The sequence below is a fragment of the Mycoplana rhizolycopersici genome, assembly GCF_013378445.1.
Classification (GTDB): domain Bacteria; phylum Pseudomonadota; class Alphaproteobacteria; order Rhizobiales; family Rhizobiaceae; genus Mycoplana; species Mycoplana rhizolycopersici.
This window is the reverse complement of record NZ_JABXYK010000001.1, coordinates 165,368-183,096: the sequence shown is the minus strand read 5'-3', so window position 1 is coordinate 183,096 and position 17,729 is coordinate 165,368. Positions and strand designations below refer to the sequence as shown.

Annotated in this window: 16 protein-coding genes and 1 riboswitch; of the genes, 11 read left to right on the top strand and 5 right to left on the bottom strand. The window is 64.3% G+C overall.

The genetic code is table 11. From position 1 onward, the window contains the following. Positions 1–3 precede the first annotated feature (3 nt). The 4 genes from HV823_RS00865 to thiB all read right to left on the bottom strand — a co-directional run bounded on the left by HV823_RS00865 (position 4) and on the right by thiB (position 5,206). On the bottom strand, positions 4–1,512 hold the full coding sequence (locus HV823_RS00865) for a M48 family metalloprotease (protein WP_176947859.1): 1,509 nt from the start codon (positions 1,510–1,512) through the stop codon (positions 4–6). Between the two features lie 280 nt (positions 1,513–1,792). After that, positions 1,793–2,533, bottom strand: a complete 741-nt coding sequence (locus HV823_RS00860; protein WP_176947858.1) for a thiamine ABC transporter ATP-binding protein — start codon at positions 2,531–2,533, stop codon at positions 1,793–1,795. After that, positions 2,526–4,139, bottom strand: coding sequence for a thiamine/thiamine pyrophosphate ABC transporter permease (gene thiP / locus HV823_RS00855; protein ID WP_176947857.1), 1,614 nt, complete (start codon positions 4,137–4,139; stop codon positions 2,526–2,528). Before thiP ends, HV823_RS00860 begins: the two co-directional genes overlap by 8 nt. A gap of 56 nt (positions 4,140–4,195) precedes the next feature. Beyond that, complete coding sequence (gene thiB / locus HV823_RS00850) at positions 4,196–5,206, bottom strand: thiamine ABC transporter substrate binding subunit (RefSeq protein WP_176947856.1); 1,011 nt, start codon at positions 5,204–5,206, stop codon at positions 4,196–4,198. A gap of 38 nt (positions 5,207–5,244) precedes the next feature. Further along, positions 5,245–5,355: riboswitch (TPP riboswitch) on the bottom strand. 96 nt (positions 5,356–5,451) lie between these two features. On the opposite strand from thiB, the gene HV823_RS00845 reads away from it, so the two are divergent. Beyond that, positions 5,452–6,114, top strand: coding sequence for a thiamine diphosphokinase (locus HV823_RS00845; RefSeq protein WP_176947855.1), 663 nt, complete (start codon positions 5,452–5,454; stop codon positions 6,112–6,114). A gap of 3 nt (positions 6,115–6,117) precedes the next feature. Continuing rightward, a complete protein-coding gene (locus tag HV823_RS00840; RefSeq protein WP_176947854.1) occupies positions 6,118–7,944 on the top strand; it encodes an ABC-F family ATP-binding cassette domain-containing protein in 1,827 nt (608 codons plus the stop codon). Between the two features lie 33 nt (positions 7,945–7,977). Here the strand turns inward: HV823_RS00840 and HV823_RS00835 are convergent, their stop codons facing one another. Continuing rightward, entirely contained in the window at positions 7,978–8,847 is an 870-nt protein-coding gene (locus HV823_RS00835; protein WP_176947853.1) for a hypothetical protein, read from the bottom strand. Positions 8,848–9,014: 167 nt separating this feature from the next. Here HV823_RS00835 and sdhC point away from each other — a divergent pair, with 167 nt between their 5' ends. The 9 genes from sdhC to sucD all read left to right on the top strand — a co-directional run bounded on the left by sdhC (position 9,015) and on the right by sucD (position 17,727). Beyond that, positions 9,015–9,407 carry a succinate dehydrogenase, cytochrome b556 subunit gene (gene sdhC / locus HV823_RS00830; RefSeq protein WP_176947852.1) on the top strand — a complete coding sequence of 131 codons (393 nt, stop codon included), beginning with the start codon at positions 9,015–9,017 and terminating at the stop codon, positions 9,405–9,407. Between the two features lie 11 nt (positions 9,408–9,418). Further along, entirely contained in the window at positions 9,419–9,799 is a 381-nt protein-coding gene (gene sdhD, locus HV823_RS00825) for a succinate dehydrogenase, hydrophobic membrane anchor protein (RefSeq protein WP_176947851.1), read from the top strand. 6 nt (positions 9,800–9,805) lie between these two features. Next, entirely contained in the window at positions 9,806–11,647 is a 1,842-nt protein-coding gene (sdhA, locus tag HV823_RS00820; protein WP_176947850.1) for a succinate dehydrogenase flavoprotein subunit, read from the top strand. 17 nt (positions 11,648–11,664) lie between these two features. Then, on the top strand, positions 11,665–12,444 hold the full coding sequence (locus HV823_RS00815; protein ID WP_176947849.1) for a succinate dehydrogenase iron-sulfur subunit: 780 nt from the start codon (positions 11,665–11,667) through the stop codon (positions 12,442–12,444). A 218-nt stretch (positions 12,445–12,662) separates the two neighbouring features. Continuing rightward, entirely contained in the window at positions 12,663–13,217 is a 555-nt protein-coding gene (locus tag HV823_RS00810) for a protease inhibitor Inh/omp19 family protein (protein ID WP_176947848.1), read from the top strand. Between the two features lie 42 nt (positions 13,218–13,259). Continuing rightward, positions 13,260–14,441 (top strand): cell division protein ZapE, encoded by a 1,182-nt coding sequence (gene zapE / locus HV823_RS00805; RefSeq protein WP_246300674.1) that lies wholly within the window; start codon positions 13,260–13,262, stop codon positions 14,439–14,441. Between the two features lie 180 nt (positions 14,442–14,621). Then, entirely contained in the window at positions 14,622–15,584 is a 963-nt protein-coding gene (gene mdh, locus HV823_RS00800) for a malate dehydrogenase (RefSeq protein WP_176947847.1), read from the top strand. 30 nt (positions 15,585–15,614) lie between these two features. Further along, complete coding sequence (gene sucC, locus HV823_RS00795) at positions 15,615–16,808, top strand: ADP-forming succinate--CoA ligase subunit beta (protein WP_176947846.1); 1,194 nt, start codon at positions 15,615–15,617, stop codon at positions 16,806–16,808. Between the two features lie 16 nt (positions 16,809–16,824). After that, the gene (sucD, locus tag HV823_RS00790; RefSeq protein ID WP_176947845.1) at positions 16,825–17,727 is read left to right on the top strand and encodes a succinate--CoA ligase subunit alpha; all 903 of its coding nucleotides are present in this window, start codon (positions 16,825–16,827) and stop codon (positions 17,725–17,727) included. The last annotated feature ends 2 nt before the right edge of the window (positions 17,728–17,729 follow it).

The window sequence follows — 17,729 nt, the reverse complement described above, 5'->3', positions numbered from 1 at the left end:
TGGCTACTCGGTAATGATCTTCACCTTTTCGCCGGGCTTGATCGTGCTCGTCGGCGTCAGCGCGTTGATGAGGCGGAAAAGATCGAGCTTGCGATCCGTTCCCATCATCCGGGCGGCTAGGGACGCAACGGTGTCGCCCGGGCGCGCGGTGACGATGCGCACGCGCAGCGGCTTCAGCGAGGCCACCTCCTGCGCCGTCAACTGGCGGAACGAACTGCGCAGCACGTTAGCCGTCGGCTCCAGCGCTGGCGAGCCCTGCGGGACCGCCGTCAGGAAGCGGTAGATCTGGTCGCCGATGCGGATGACGGTGACATCGAATTCCCAGCGATCCGCTGCCGCGCGCGCAGTTGCGGCCTCCAGTCCGTTGACCGAGATCGGCCGGATCGTGTCCGGCTTCAGGCCCGTGACCCAGCCGCTGGAGATATAGTTCACCAGGCTCTGGCGCTGGTTGTCGGCGACGCCGTCGAAGCGGATGGCAATGTCGCCGGGACCGGTCGCAAGCACCGCATCCGCCTTGTTGTCGATCTGGAAGCCCTGGGGCACGTCGAAGCGGATGCCGAGCTTGCCGTGCAGGAAGGTCTGGCCGCGGACATACCCCTCCTGCGGGCTGTCGCCGTAGAGCAGGCCGTCGATGCCGGCGAGGTAGTAGTCCCGGCCGCGGTCGCCCACGGTCCCCTCCGCGCCGAAGGCACGCGCGTGGCGCCGCGCCAGCTCGACGCGCTGGGGGGCGTTGGGGTGGCTGGAAAGGAAGTCGAGGCTCTGGTCCGATTCCGGATCAACGGCTGTAAACTGTCCGTAGGCCGCCATGCTGTCGAGGAAGCGCGCGGCGGCATAGGGGTCGTAGCCGGCTTCGCCGAGCATGCGCACCCCGATGACGTCGGCCTGGAGCTCCTGGTTGCGCGAGAACGCGGCGAGCCGCAGCTTGCCGCGGGCGAGCGCCTGCTTGCCGGCAATGTTGCTGGAGAGAACCTCGGCCACCACGCGGCTGGCGATGACTTCGGCCTCCTCCTTCTTCTGCCGCTCTATGCCGTGATTGGCAGTGACGTGCGCCATCTCGTGCGACAGGACAGCGGCCACCTCCGAGGCGTCGTTCGCGAGCGCCAGCAGCCCACGCGTGACGTAGAGATAGCCGCCGGGCAGTGCGAAGGCGTTGATCGCCGGCGAGTTCAGGATCGTGATGCGATAGGACTGGTTCGGGTTCTCCGACACGGCCGTCAGCGCGCCGGCGATGCGCGCAACGAGGCGCTCGGTCTTGGCATCCTTGTACTCGCCGCCATAGCTTGCGACGATACGCGGATGTTCGCGCGCGCCCATGGCTGCGCGGGGATCGTTCTTCTGGACCTCGTCGACGATCTGCGGGTTGGACGACGGCGCCACCGTCGGCTCATAGGTCTGTTCCAGCGCAGACTGGCAGGCCGTCAGAAGACCGGCGAGCAAAAGCACCAGCCCGGCGCGCGTGCCCGCCGACCTGCGTTTCCTCACCAGCCCTGCGTGCCGAAGCTCGTCCAGCATTCGCCCCATGCCCTTTCGCAGCACTATCCTTGGTCCAGGAAGCAGTCAGCGCTTCGACATTCGGACCGTAACCGATTCGACGTCGAAGACCTCGTCTGTTCGGAATGATTTACGGCTGTCCGATATATCGAGCGCTGGCCCGATCGGTCCTGTCTGGACCCTTAGTCGAGAGATAGACGCCACGCCCCTTGCCGACAACTCCCGATTCCAGAATCGACTTCCGATGTGGCTGCGGTGACACAGCGGGGCGTCCAAAATAAGGCAACTGCGTCGAAAACCATTATCTATCAATGCCGAGGAAGTCGTTGAGCGCCGGCAACCGGCGATGTTCGAGGAAGGTTTCGAGCGGGGCGGCAAAGGCAATCAATCCCCGGTCGATGAACATCGCCCGGTCGGCAAGGCGCTGCACGTCCTCGAGTTGATGGGTGATGAAAAGCAGCGTGCTGTTCGTCTCTTCGCGTAATTGTGCAAGCAGTGCAGCCATGTCGGCGCGCATGGCCGGATCGAGGGCGGCGAAGGGCTCGTCGAGAAGCAGGATCGGCCGGCGGCGCACGATCGCGCGCGCCAGCGCGACCCTTTGCCGCTCCCCGCCGGAAAGCTGCGCGGGCTTGCGCTGCCCGAACCCGCCAAGGCCGGCGCGGGACAAGGCATCGTCCACGCGCCCTCGGCCATCAGCGTCCAGACGCAGCGACGGATCGATGCCGAGTCCCACGTTCTGTTCGACCGTCAGATGCGCAAAGAGATTGTTCTCCTGAAAGACGATGGAAACGGGGCGCTCCGCCGGGTCGCGACCGGCCATGTCCTTGCCGAAGATCTCGACGCTGCCGGACCGGATCGGCTGGAAGCCTGCGATCACGTTGAACAGGGTCGACTTGCCCGCCCCCGAAGGACCGGTGACCGCGACAGACGCGCCTTGCGGGATCGTGCAATCGAAGACGAGGTTCTTGTCCTTGAACGATACTGTCGCCGCCGCAAGGCGGATGGCGTGGATATCGGGCTTAGGGCTCGACGGCTCAGGCATCGTGTTTACTCGTGGTCTTTTCGGACGCAGTGGAGGGAAGGGTGAGCAGCAGGCAGACGATGCCGAGAAGCAGCGCGACACCGGCAGCATCCGCCGTGCGATAGCTGCCCATGCGGCTGAAAAGCAGCCACGGCAGCGTGACGATGCCGTCGGCGCCGAAGATCGCGACGGCGCTGAGGTCGCCGAGCGAGAGCGCCATGGCGAAGGCGAAGGCCGTCATCAGCGGACGCCGCAATGCGGGCAGGTCGATCCAGCGGATACGGTGCCAGGCGGTGACGCCGAGGCTCACCGACAGGCGTCCCGTGCGGGCGACATGGGTGCGATAGGCCGGGGCAAGCACGCGAACGACGAAGGGTAGCGCCATCAGTGCATTGATGACAACGATGACGAAGGGCGCAAATCGCGCCGTGCCGCCAAGACCGCGCAGCATCAGGAACCATCCGGTTGCCACAACGACCGGCGGTACCAGTAGGATGAGCGAACTCGCCGCGTGCAGGCCGCCGGCGAGGAGGCGGAGCGGTGTTTCCGGACGGTTTTCCGAGGCGGGGCCGATGGCCACGGTCGGAATGGCGATGACGAGGCAGAGCGTAGCGGAGGCGAGCGAGATCAAAAGGCTCGTGATCAGTGCCCGGTGCAGCAGCGGATCAACAGCCAGCCGCGGCAGGTCGGCGGCAAGGCCGGATGCGACGACGGCAAGGAGCGGTGCTGCGGTAAAGGCAACGAAGGCGCCGATGACAAGCGCATCCGTCAGCCGTTCGCGTGCTCCATCGAAGCGGCGGATGGTGCGGCCGGTTGTCGGCGCCTCTTCCGCCGGCGTGCCGAGCAGGCGCAGCACAAGCAGGAGCGTGCCCGTCAACAGGATCTGCAAGGCGGAGAGGATCACGGCGCGCGGCGGGTCGAAGTCGAAACGAAGCGCCTGGTAGATCGCGACCTCGATCGTGGTGGCGGCCGGTCCGCCGCCGAGGGTGAGCACGATCGTGAAGCTCGTGGCGCAGAGCATGAAGACGAGGCCTGCCACGCCCGGCAGCAACCCACGGATGACCGGCCACTCGATCAGGCGGAATACGGCGCCCGAACGCATGCCCAGATTGGCGGAGGTCAGCCAGTACTCGGCCGGAATGCGCTCAAGGCCAGCGAGCAGCAGGCGCACCGCCAGCGGCAGGTTGAAGAAGACATGGGCGATGAGAATGCCGGCGAGGCCATAGACGCTGACGGGATTTGCGAGCCCCATCGCAGCCAGAAGCTCGTTGATGACCCCGCGCCGACCCCACACCTCGACGATGCCGAGGGCTGCGACGAGCGCGGGCAGGCCCAGGGGAAGGGCGGAGAGCCGGATGATCCAGCTTCTGCCTGTGAATGCGCGGCGGCGCGCCAGGGCGCGTGCCACCGGAATGGCGAGCACCACCGACAGCAGCGTCGAAACCCCCGCCTGCAGGAGCGTGAAGCGCGTGATGCGGAAGAGATAGGCATCGAACAGCGTGCCGCCCGCCCCGTCCTGTGCATGGAGCAGAAGCACGCCGGTTGCGAGTCCGGCGAACAGCACGATGAAGGCGAGCGTGAACCCGCCCGCCCCCGTGATCGCCCTGCGCTCGCTGGTCGTATACATGCCGTGCCCCGAAATGCGGCGGCCGTTTCCCTGCCCCGGCCGCCGGCGTGCGATCCTTACTTCGCGCTCATCGCCGCCAGCCACTCGTCGATCCAGGCCTTGCGATTGGCCGCGACCTCGTCGGCGGAGTAGAGGAAGGTATGTTCAGGCTTCACGAGCTTGTCGAAAGCCGCGGGAAGCGGCTCCTTGGTGGCCGCCACCGGCATCATCCAGTTGGTTTCGGGGATGATGGACTGGAAGTCGGGGCCGGTCATGAAGGCGAGGAACTTGCGCGCCAGTTCCGGATCGTGCGACGTCTTCGTCATGCCGGCGACCTCGATCTGCACGTAATGACCTTCCGAGAAGGCAGCGGCCTGATAGCGTTCGGTGTCTTCGGCGACCATGTGGTAGGCGGGCGATGTGGTATACGACAGCACCATCGGCGCCTCGCCCTTGGTGAAGAGGCCGTAGGCTTCCGACCAGCCGGGCGTGACCGTCAGCACGCGATCCTTCAGTTTCGCCCAGGCGTCGGCCGCCTGGTCGCCGTAGACGGACTTCACCCACAGAAGCAGGCCGAGGCCGGGCGTCGAAGTGCGCGGATCCTCGATGACGATCTTCTCGTTCGGATCGCCCTCTACCAGTTCCTTCAGGCTCTTTGGCGGGTTCTTCAGGGTCCCGGTATCGTAGACCACGGCGAAATGGCCATAGTCGTAGGGAAGGAAGGTGTCGTCGGCAAAGTTTCCAGGGACAGTCAGGCCCTCTGGCGAAAGCTGATGGGGCGTAAAGAGGCCGGTCGCCTTGGCTTCGGCCACGAGATTGGTATCGAGGCCGAGCACGATATCGGCCTTGGTGCCTTCGCCTTCCAGCTTGAGACGGGTCAGCAGCTCGACGCCGTCGGCAACGCCCACCCATTCGATCTTGCAGTCGCAGGTCTTCTCGAATTCGGCGGCAACTTTCGCCCCCGGCCCCCATTCGGTGACGAAGCTTTCATAGGTGTAGATCGACAGCGTCTTTTCGGCTGCAAGCGCCGGCAGGGCTGCGGAAGTCGCTGCGAAAAGCATAAGGGCGGTGAGTGTGGTCCTGCGCATCGGCGCCTCCTTCAAATCCATATGAACGGGAATAGGCGCTGAGTGAGCCGTCTAATCCCTCCGCCGGTACAAACCGGATCAGGTTCCGCGGGTTGGCAGATGCCTCTCAGCCTTTCGTTTTATGAACGAAGGCACCCCGTTAGAGCGAGAGCAAGCATTAGTCCCAGCGGGCAGCGCTTGCAAGCGGCTTGGCAGGTCGGAAAGGCGTTTCCATTCGCGGGCGACATGCGCTAGACGGTGTGCCCATGACGATTGCCGCCACTGACCAGCTTTTTGTCGTTCTCCTCGGGGGAACGCTCGAACCGACCCCGCGGTTCAGGGCGATGGTGCACGGTGCGCGCTTCATCGCCGCCGACGGCGGAATTCGCCATGCCGCTGCGCTCGGCGTCACTCCGGAAATCTGGGTCGGCGACTTCGATTCCTCGTCCGCCGAAGAGCTGCAGGCCTGGGCGCATGTGCCCCGCGAACCCTATCCCGTCGCCAAGAACGCGACGGACGGCGAGATCGCCGTCGGCGCCGCGCTGGAGCGGGGGGCGACGCGGCTGATCCTGGCCGGCGCGCTGGGCGGAGAGCGCAGCGACCACGCTCTGATGCATCTTCTGCATGCCGCCGCCCTCAGGGAGGCGGGCGTAGACGTCATGCTCACCTCCGGCATGGAGGAAGCCTGGCCGCTTGCGACCGGGCGGACTGCGGTCGACCTGCCGGCAGAAAGCCTCTTCTCCGTCCTCGGCCTGACGGCGCTCGCCGGCCTCTCCATCGAAAACGTTCGCTATCCGCTGCACGGCTTCGACCTGGCGTTCGGCTCGTCGCGCACCGTCTCCAACGTGGCGCTTGGCCGCGTCACGATCACCCTCGATTCCGGCCGGGCGATCCTTCTCGCCCGGCCGCACGATTTTTCAGGAGCCTGACGCTTGGCACCGCCCATCCTCAAACTCGACGACATCACGCTCAGCTTCGGCGGGACGCCGCTTCTGAACGGCGCCAGCCTGCAGGTGGAGCCGGGCGACCGTATCTGCCTCGTCGGCCGGAATGGCTCCGGCAAGTCGACGCTGCTCAAGATCGCCGCAAGCCTCGCAGAGGCGCAGTCCGGGGAGGTCTTCCGCCACCCCTCCGCCACCGTGCGCTATCTCGAGCAGGCCCCGGATTTCGACGGATTTTCCACCGTTGCAGCCTATGCCGAAGCCGGGCTGGGACCGGGCGACGATCCCTATCGCGTCACCTACCTGCTGTCGCATCTCGGCCTGACGGGTGCGGAGGATCCAAACACGCTGTCGGGAGGCGAGGCGCGCCGGGCAGCGCTTGCCCGGGTGCTGGCGCCGGAACCGGACATCCTTCTGCTCGACGAGCCGACCAACCATCTCGACCTGCCGACGATCGAGTGGCTGGAAGACGAGCTGATCCGCAGCCGCTCCGCCCTCGTCGTCATCTCGCACGACCGCCGCTTTCTCGAGAAGGTCTCCAATGCGACGGTGTGGCTGGACCGGGGAACGTCGCGGCGCCTCGATCGCGGCTTTGCCCATTTCGAAGCGTGGCGCGACGAGGTGCTGGAAGCCGAAGAATTGGAGCAGCACAAGCTCGGCAAGGCGATCCAGCGCGAGGAGCACTGGCTCCGCTACGGGGTGACGGCAAGGCGCAAGCGCAACATGCGCCGTCTCGGCGAGTTGCAGGACATGCGCGTGCGCTATCGGGGCCACAAGGGCCCGCAGGGGGCGGTACAGGCGACGGCATCCGAGGCGCAGGAGTCCGGCAAGCTGGTGATCGAGGCGGAGAAGGTCACGAAGGCTTACGGCGAGCGCACCGTGGTGGCACCGTTCTCCATCCGCGTCCATCGTGGCGACCGCATCGGCCTTGTCGGACCCAACGGCGCCGGCAAGACGACGCTTCTGAAAATGCTGACGGGCCAGCTCGTGCCGGACAGCGGCAGCGTCAAGCTCGGCACCAATCTGGAGATCGCGACGCTCGACCAGCGGCGCGAGGACCTCAATCCCGACGATACGCTGGCGCACTACCTCACAGACGGGCGGGGCGAGAGCCTCATAGTTAATGGCGAGCAACGGCATGTGACGGGCTACATGAAGGAATTCCTGTTCCAGCCCGAGCAGGCCCGCACGCCGATCCGCAACCTCTCCGGCGGCGAGCGCGCGCGGCTGATGCTGGCCCGCATCCTGTCACGGCCGACAAACCTGCTGATCCTCGACGAGCCGACCAACGATCTGGACATCGAGACGCTGGACCTCCTGCAGGAGATCGTAGCCGGCTTTGTCGGCACCGTCGTCCTCGTCAGCCACGACCGCGATTTTCTCGACCGCACCGTAACGTCGACGATCGCGCCGGCAAATCCGGAGGCGCCCGACGGGCGCTGGATCGAATACGCCGGCGGCTATACCGACATGATGGCGCAGCGTCGCGGTGCGATCGAGGAACGGCGCAAGGCGGAAAAGGCGGACAAGGCTAAAGTCGCCGACATCGCTTCCAACGAAAAGCCGGCGGAGAAGGCCAAGGGCAAGCTGTCCTACAAGCAGAAATTCGCACTGGAGAACCTGCCGAAGGAAATGGCGAAGAGGGAAGCCGAGATCGCCGCCCGCGAGGAAAAGATGGCCGATCCGGCGCTCTTTTCGAAGGATCCGGCGACATTCAACCGGCTGGCCGCGGAGACGGAAAAGTTGCGGGCAGAGGTCACCCGCATGGAAGAAGAATGGCTTGAGCTGGAAATGCTGCGCGAGGAACTGGAGGGATAGGCTGGCCTATCCCTCTTCTCGAGGTCCTCTTGCTCAGGGCCTGATCACGCAGACGCCCGCTTCGAAGCTGCAGGCGGCAGTTTCGGTTTCGGGTGTTACGACGACGACCTTGGCATTGTTGGCAGCACGAAGCGCGGGCATGTAGTTGCCGCCCGCATCACCGATCTCGTCATAGTAATTGTCGACATAGAAATAGTTGCCGTTGCCCGGGTCTTCGTAGGCGGAAATCGAGCCGCCGTAGAAATTGTTGGTGAAGTGCTCGCGGCCGGCGCTTTGCCCGGCGTAATACGGTCGGGCCGAGCCTTCGTAATAGGGGCGGGCATAGTAAGGCCGCGCAGGACCGCGCCACGCGTCGTTGCGCCAGATCGATCCGGCATGGCGGCGGTTCGCATCGTTGCGCCAATCGTTTCTCTGGCCCCGGTCGTTTCTCTGGCCCCAGTCGTTTCCGGCACGCCAGTCGCGCCGCCAGCGCCAGTTGTCGGTGAAGACGTTGCCGCCCTGGACGTCCCGGCCCGCAAAGTTCCGATCGCGGTTCCAGTGGCGATCGCGCCGCCCGTCTCGGTCGTTGTTGCGGGCGTCGTGCTTGCGCTTCCAATGGCGATCACGGGGCATGTTGCCGCCGCTGACGTTCGAGTTGGAAAAGCTGCGGTTGCCGCCGCCCTCATGACGGTCCCGCGCCGCTGCAGGTTGTGCCAGCATCAGGGGAAATGTGGCGGCGAGCGCGATTGCAGTCATGCAGGCTCTGGAAAACAGACTCATTCTGTTTCGCCTCCGGTTTACGCTGAACGGTTCCTGGAAGCCACTTTTGCCCAGTTTCTCAGGAAAGTCACGGGTTTGGTTAACGCGGCGGTCATATTCGTTAACAATGGTTAACGCCGCAATGGCTCGCGCGGGGTGCCACAATTTCGTCCTAATCGATTAAATTGATTTTGCAGTGCAATGACACTTGTGGTTCCGCATTCCTGTGATTAAACGTCGCAATCACTGCATACTGCACAAACCAAGTGCAATTCCGGAGTAAAATCGTCCAGTTTTCGCGGCCGTTCTCCGGAATTTCCGTGAGGGTTCTGATGACGAATGTCACAAAAGGCCGGCCGCTCTCGCCGCATCTCCAAATCTACAAGCCTATCCCCACCATGGTCATGTCGATCGTGCATCGCATCACCGGCGGCGCACTCTACTTCGGCACCGTCCTCGTTGCCTGGTGGCTGATCGCGGCGGCGATGGGGGAGGGCTACTACAACTGGGTCAGCTGGTTCTTCGGGACCTGGATCGGCATGGTGATCCTGTTCGGCTACACCTGGGCCCTGTTCCATCACATGCTCGGAGGCCTGCGCCATTTCGTCTGGGATACGGGGCACGGCTACGAGAAGCACCTCTCCACGAAGATCGCCAAGATCATGCCCATCGTCTCGGTCGCGCTTACGGTGCTGACCTGGGTGATCGGCTTCCTGGTGCGCTGAGGATTACTGACATGGACATGCGTACACCTCTCGGCCGCGTCCGCGGCCTCGGCTCGGCCAAGGACGGAACGGAGCACTTCTGGCGCCAGCGGCTGACGGCAGTCGCTAACGTGCCGCTGCTTCTCTTCTTCATCGGCTTCGTCGTCTGCTATGCCGGCGCACCTTATGCGGAAGTGCGCGCGGCGCTGTCGCATCCGGTCGTAGCCGTCGTCATGGCGCTCGTCGTGATCTCCGGCATCTATCACATGAAGCTCGGCATGCAGGTCATCATCGAGGACTACGTCCACGCGGAAGGCCCGAAGATCGGACTTCTGATGCTCAATACCTTCTTTGCGGCTCTCATCGGCGGGCTCTGTCTCTTCGCCGTCCTGAAGATCGCTTTCGCAGGATAATTCACCATGGCACCGAACTCCTCGCCGGCGACGAACGGCAAAGCCTATCAGTATGTCGATCACGCCTATGACGTGGTCGTGGTCGGCGCGGGCGGCGCGGGTCTTCGCGCCACCCTCGGCATGGCCGAGCAGGGTTTCCGCACGGCCTGCATCACCAAGGTCTTCCCGACCCGTTCGCACACGGTCGCAGCCCAGGGCGGCATCGCCGCCTCCCTGCAGAACATGACGCCGGACAGCTGGCAGTGGCACCTCTACGATACCGTGAAGGGTTCGGACTGGCTCGGCGACGTCGACGCCATGCAGTACCTCGCCATGGAAGCGCCGAAGGCGGTCTATGAGCTCGAGCACTACGGCGTTCCCTTCTCGCGCAACGAGGAAGGCAAGATCTACCAGCGGCCGTTCGGCGGCCACATGCAGAACTACGGCGAAGGCCCGCCGGTGCAGCGCACCTGTGCGGTCGCCGACCGTACCGGCCACGCCATCCTGCACACGCTCTACGGCCAGTCGCTGCGCAACAACGCCGAGTTCTTCATCGAGTACTTTGCGCTCGACTTGATCATGTCGCCCGACGGCCGCTGCACCGGCGTCGTCGCCTGGAACCTGGACGACGGCACGATCCATCGCTTCTCGGCCAAGATGGTCGTGCTGGCGACGGGCGGCTACGGCCGCGCCTACTTCTCGGCGACGTCGGCGCACACCTGCACCGGCGACGGCGGCGGCATGATTGCCCGTGCCGGCCTGCCGCTGCAGGACATGGAGTTCGTGCAGTTCCATCCGACCGGCATCTACGGTTCCGGCTGCCTGATCACCGAGGGTGCCCGCGGCGAGGGCGGCTATCTCGTCAATTCCGAGGGCGAGCGCTTCATGGAGCGCTATGCGCCGTCGGCCAAGGACCTAGCCTCGCGCGACGTCGTCTCGCGCTGCATGACGCTGGAAATCCGCGAAGGCCGCGGTGTCGGCAAGAACAAGGACCACATCTTCCTGCATCTCGACCATCTCGATCCGGCCGTGCTGCACGAGCGTCTTCCCGGCATTTCGGAAAGCGCCAAGATCTTTGCCGGCGTCGACGTCACCCGCGAGCCGATCCCGGTTCTTCCGACCGTCCACTACAACATGGGCGGCGTGCCGACGAACTTCTGGGGCGAGGTTCTCAATGCCGACAGCGCCAATCCTGAGCGCGTCGCACCCGGCCTGATGGCCGTCGGCGAGGCCGGCTGTGCCTCGGTACACGGCGCGAACCGCCTGGGCTCCAACTCGCTGATCGACCTTGTGGTCTTCGGCCGCGCGGCTGCGATCCGAGCCGGCGAGGTAATCAACCGCGAAGAGCCCATCCCCGCCCTCGACAAGGCGGCCTGCGACAAGATCATGGAGCGCTTCGACAAGCTGCGCTACGCCAGCGGCGGCACGCCGACGGCGGTGCTGCGCGACAAGATGCAGCGCACCATGCAGGAAGACGCGGCCGTCTTCCGTACCCAGGAATCTCTCGAAAACGGCTGCCGCCGCATGAAGGAGATCTGGGACGAGATGGCCGACATCAAGGTCACCGACCGTTCGCTGATCTGGAACTCCGACCTGGTGGAAACACTGGAGCTGGAGAACCTGATGGCCAACGCCATCACCACCGTCGTCGGCGCGGAAGCGCGCAAGGAAAGCCGCGGCGCGCATGCCCGCGAGGACTACAAGGACGGCCCGCTCGGCGGCCGCGACGACGTCAACTGGCGCAAGCACACGCTGTCCTGGGTGGATGCGAACGGCAACGTCAAGCTCGACTACCGGCCGGTCCATACCGACCTCATCGCCGAAGGGATCGATCCGAAGAAGATCGCGCCCAAGGCTCGCGTCTATTGATCCCGAGGTAGCTGGACATGGTTGAACTCGCTCTCCCGAAGAACTCGCAGATGACCGAAGGCAAGGTCTGGCCGAAGCCGGCCGGCGCCACCAACACCCGCGAGTTCCGCATCTACCGCTGGAGCCCGGACGACGGCAAGAACCCGTCGATCGACACGTTCTATGTCGATGTCGACGACTGCGGCCCGATGGTGCTGGACGCGCTGCTTTACATCAAGAACAAGATCGACCCGACGCTGACGCTGCGCCGCTCCTGCCGCGAAGGCATCTGCGGCTCCTGCGCGATGAACATCGACGGCACCAACACGCTCGCCTGCACCAAGGGCATGGACGAGGTGGACGGGACGGTGAAGGTCTACCCGCTGCCGCACATGCCCGTCGTGAAGGATCTGGTGCCCGACCTGACGCATTTCTACGCGCAGCACCGCTCGATCGAGCCGTGGCTGAAGACGGTTTCGCCGACGCCGGCGAAGGAATGGAAGCAGAGCCACGAGGATCGTCAGAAGCTCGATGGCCTCTACGAGTGCATCCTTTGCGCCTGCTGCTCGACCTCCTGTCCGAGCTACTGGTGGAACGGCGACCGTTATCTCGGCCCGGCCGTGCTGCTGCAGGCCTATCGCTGGTTGATCGACAGCCGGGACGAGGCCACCGGCGAGCGTCTCGACAATCTCGAGGATCCGTTCCGCCTCTACCGCTGCCACACGATCATGAACTGCGCGCAGGCCTGCCCGAAGGGACTGAACCCGGCCAAGGCAATCGGCGAGATCAAGAAGATGCTGGTCGAGCGTCGGCTCTGACGGGCTGCGGCTGCCGCTATCGCATGAATGGGAAATGCCGGGCTCGTTGCCCGGCATTTTCATGTCCGGCAGTCGCAATGCTTGCCGAGCCGGGCGCGGTCGCAGTTGTGCCACGATGAAACATTTCCGGCCAACACTTGATTTAAACGGGCGATTCACGTTAAGCCGCCATGATTGTCGCTTATCCAGGGCATCGACGAAGGGGCAGGAGTTTCGACATGCGGATTGTACATATGGCAGGTGGACTGATGATGGCGCTTGCGGTGACGGGTTGCCAGCGGACCTCCTCCATGGGCGGCATCGACACGCAGCCGACGGCTCCGTTGCAGCCCGCACCGGTCGGCTCGGTCTCCTCCAGCCAGCTTCCCGATCCCTCCACCAGCACGACCGGCGGCTCGCAGTTCCCCGTGGCGCCCACGACCGATACAGCGATGGCGACGCCGGGCGCCGGCGGCATGCCGGGCGCTGACGGCGGAGCATCCGCCGCCGGCATGGACGTCAAGAAGGAAGCCATGGTCGGCAACTGGCGGGTCAGCAACGGCCCGACCTCCTGTGACATGTTCCTGACGCTGACCAACCTCGGTTCTGGCTCGCGCGGCGGCACGCGCGGCTGCGCCGGCGAGCTGACGCAGATGGGGTCCTGGGAAGTGGCCGGCAAGCAGGTCGTTATCAAGGATCGCGACGGCAACGCCATTGCACGGCTCTACAGGACCGCCGATTCCCGGTTCGACGGATCGACCACGGGCGGCCAGCCGGTTAGCCTGTCGCGCTGATCGAAGCGAAATAGACTGTCACGGAGATCTGCTGCGGTGCCCATGAAACAGGATTGGGACAAGGTCTCCGCTCATCCCGAGCACGGCGTATCCGACAAGCTGAAGGCGATGGTTGCTGCCGGCGACCTGCAGCCCGATCCGGTGCAGGCGCATATGGCGCTGCGGTTCGACGCGCTGCTGCAGGCGATCCAGGCGCAGCGGCCGGCGCGAAAGTCGAGCGCGCTGGGCTGGCTTTTCGCCGCACGCAAGCCCGAGAAGTCGGCCGTTCCGCGCGGGCTCTACATCCATGGCGGCGTCGGTCGCGGCAAGACCATGCTGATGGACCTGTTCTTTTCGCTGGTGCCGATCAAGCGCAAGCGCAGGGCGCACTTCCACGAGTTCATGGCCGATGTGCACGACCGCATCCACAAGCATCGCCAGAAGCTGAAAAACGGCGAGACCAAGCAGGCTGACCCGGTGCCGCCGGTAGCGGAGGCGCTGATCGGGGAGGCGCGGCTGCTCTGCTTCGATGAATTCTCCGTCACCGACATTGCCGACGCCATGATCCTGTCGCGACTGTTCGGCGAATTGTTCGCACGTGGGTGCATTCTTGTCGCGACCTCGAACGTTGAGCCCGACAATCTCTACAAGGACGGCCTCAATCGCGGCCTGTTCCTCCCTTTCGTCGATCTCCTGAAGAAGCACGTCGATATCGTCGCGCTGGACAACGGTACGGACTACCGGCTGGAGAAGGACGAGGGCCTGCCGGTCTTTCGCTATCCGCTGGGCGCTGATGCGGACCGGGCAATGGACAAGGCATGGCTGCGCGAAACGGCGGGCCAGGCGGCGGAGCCCTCGGCGATCGCGTTCCGCGGGCGGAAGATCGCGGTTCCGGCCGCCGCCGGGCGAGCCGCGCGCTTTTCTTTTTCCGACCTCTGCGAAAGACCGCTGGGGGCTGCCGACTATCTGGCGGTGCTGGAACGCTACGATACCATCTTCCTCGATCATATCCCCTTTCTCGGACCGGATCGACGCAACGAGACGAAGCGTTTCATCAATCTCGTCGACACGATCTACGATCACGGCGCTCGGTTGTTCGCGTCCGCCGCGGCCGCGCCGGAAAGCCTGCTGGTGGCCAAGAAGGGGACCGAAGGTTTCGAGTTCGACCGCACGGTTTCGCGCCTGATCGAGATCCGCAGCGTGGAATATGCCGAGAACCATCACCGCAGAATGAATGAATTGTGACGATCTCGCGACATAAATTCTTACGTTTACGTAAGAATTTTGTCATCTAACCGATTGAAATACCTACCTCAAAAAGTATTAGTTGATATTTAAGGCTTTGGGCGCTAATCCGTTCAGCCGGACGGTCCTGGCGTTTGCGACGCTGGCCGATCGGAGATGGATCGCAAAGGAAGCACTTTCATGGCGCGCAAGAAGATCGCACTTATTGGTTCTGGAATGATCGGTGGCACGCTGGCGCATCTGGCCGGCCTGAAGGAATTGGGCGACATCGTCCTGTTCGACATCGCCGACGGCATTCCGCAGGGCAAGGGCCTCGACATCGCCCAGTCCTCGCCCGTCGAAGGCTTCAACGCCTCGCTCACCGGCGCCAGCGACTACGCGGCGATCGAGGGCGCGGACGTCTGCATCGTCACCGCCGGCGTTGCCCGCAAGCCGGGCATGAGCCGCGACGACCTGCTCGGCATCAACCTCAAGGTCATGGAACAGGTCGGCGCCGGCATCAAGAAGTATGCCCCGAACGCCTTCGTCATCTGCATCACCAACCCGCTCGACGCGATGGTCTGGGCGCTGCAGAAGTTCTCCGGCCTGCCGAAGAACATGGTCGTCGGCATGGCAGGCGTGCTGGACTCGGCCCGCTTCCGCCTGTTCCTCTCCGAGGAATTCAACGTTTCCGTCCAGGACGTCACCGCCTTCGTTCTCGGCGGCCACGGCGACACCATGGTTCCGCTACCGCGCTACTCGACGGTTGCCGGCATCCCGCTCACCGACCTCGTCAAGATGGGCTGGTGCACGCAGGAACGCCTGGAGCAGATCATCCAGCGCACCCGTGACGGTGGTGCGGAGATCGTCGGCCTGCTCAAGACCGGTTCGGCCTATTATGCGCCGGCGGCATCCGCCATCGAGATGGCCGAATCCTACCTGAAGGACAAGAAGCGCGTGCTGCCCTGCGCGGCACACCTGTCCGGCCAGTACGGCGTGAAGGACATGTATGTCGGCGTTCCGACCGTCATCGGCGCCGGCGGCGTCGAGCGCGTCATCGAGATCGACCTCAACAAGAACGAGCAGGAAGCTTTCGACAAGTCGGTCGGCGCCGTCGCCGGCCTGTGCGAAGCCTGCATCAACATCGCTCCGGCGCTGAAGTAATCGCTTCGGCCAAGAGAGAGGAAATTTTCCATGAACATCCATGAATACCAGGCCAAGGCTCTCCTGAAGGGCTATGGCGCACCGGTCGCCGAGGGCGTCGCCATCCTCAAGGTCGAAGAGGCCGAGGCTGCCGCGAAGAAGCTTCCCGGGCCGCTCTACGTGGTCAAGAGCCAGATTCATGCCGGCGGTCGCGGCAAGGGCAAGTTCAAGGAACTCGGCCCCGACGCCAAGGGCGGCGTCCGCCTGGCGAAGTCGATCGACGAAGTCGTGGCGCATGCCAAGGAAATGCTCGGCAATACGCTCGTGACCGCGCAGACCGGCGAAGCCGGCAAGCAGGTGAACCGCCTCTACATCGAGGACGGCGCCGACATCGACCGCGAACTCTATTGCTCCCTGCTGGTCGACCGCTCGGTCGGTCGCGTTGCCTTCGTCGTCTCGACCGAAGGCGGCATGGACATCGAGGCCGTCGCCCACGACACGCCGGAGAAGATCCACACGATCGCCATCGACCCGGAAACCGGCGTCACGGCTGACGACGTTGCCAGGATTTCCAAGGCTCTGGAACTGACCGGCGCTGCAGCCGAAGATGCCAAGTCGCTGTTCCCGGCGCTCTACAAGGCGTTCGGCGAAAAGGACATGGCGCTTCTCGAAGTGAACCCGCTGATCGTCATGAAGGACGGCCATCTGCGCGTTCTCGACGCCAAGATGTCCTTCGACGGCAACGCGCTGTTCCGCCACGACGACGTCAAGGCTCTGCGTGACGAGACCGAGGAAGACGCCAAGGAAATCGAGGCCTCCAAGTGGGATCTCGCCTATGTCGCTCTCGACGGCAACATCGGCTGCATGGTCAACGGCGCGGGCCTCGCCATGGCGACGATGGACATCATCAAGCTCTACGGCAAGGAGCCGGCAAACTTCTGTGACGTCGGCGGTGGCGCCGGGAAGGACAAGGTTGCTGCGGCCTTCAAGATCATCACGGCCGACCCGAAGGTCGAGGGCATCCTCGTCAACATCTTCGGCGGCATCATGAAGTGCGACGTCATCGCCGAGGGCGTTGTCGCCGCCGTGCAGGAAGTCGGTCTCAAGGTTCCGCTCGTCGTCCGCCTGGAAGGCACCAATGTCGAGCTCGGCAAGAAGATCCTCAACGAATCCGGTCTCGCGATCACCGCAGCTGACGATCTCGACGATGCCGCCAAGAAGATCGTCGCGGCGATCAACGCCTAATTTGAGGACCTGATACATGTCTATTCTCGTCAACAAGAATACCAAGGTTCTCGTTCAGGGCCTTACCGGCAAGACCGGTACCTTCCACACAGAACAGGCGCTCGCCTATTACGGCACGCAGATGGTCGGCGGCATCCACCCGAAGAAGGGTGGCGAAACCTGGACCGGCTCGAAGGGCGAAACCCTGCCGATCTTCGCTTCGGTTGCCGAAGGCAAGGAAAAGACCGGCGCAGATGCTTCCGTGATCTACGTTCCGCCGGCAGGTGCCGCGGACGCGATCATCGAGGCGATCGACGCCGAGATCCCGTTCATCACCTGCATCACCGAGGGCATCCCGGTCATGGACATGGTGCGCGTCAAGGCCCGCCTCGACCGTTCCAACTCGCGCCTGCTCGGCCCGAACTGCCCGGGCATCCTGACCCCGGAAGAGTGCAAGATCGGCATCATGCCGGGTTCGATCTTCCGCAAGGGTTCGGTCGGCATCGTTTCGCGCTCAGGCACGCTGACCTATGAGGCCGTGTTCCAGACGTCGAACGAAGGCCTCGGCCAGACGACGGCTGTCGGCATCGGCGGCGATCCGGTCAAGGGCACCGAGTTCATCGACGTGTTGGAGATGTTCCTCGCCGACGAAGCCACGACCTCGATCATCATGATCGGCGAAATCGGCGGATCGGCCGAAGAGGACGCAGCCCAGTTCCTGATCGACGAAGCCAAGAAGGGCCGCAAGAAGCCGATGGCCGGCTTCATCGCGGGCCGTACGGCGCCGAAGGGCCGCACCATGGGCCACGCCGGCGCTGTCGTCTCCGGCGGCAAGGGCGATGCGGAATCCAAGATCGCAGCCATGGAAGCGGCAGGCATCAAGGTGTCGCCTTCCCCGGCGCGTCTAGGCAAGACTCTCGTCGAAGTCCTGAAGGGCTGAGA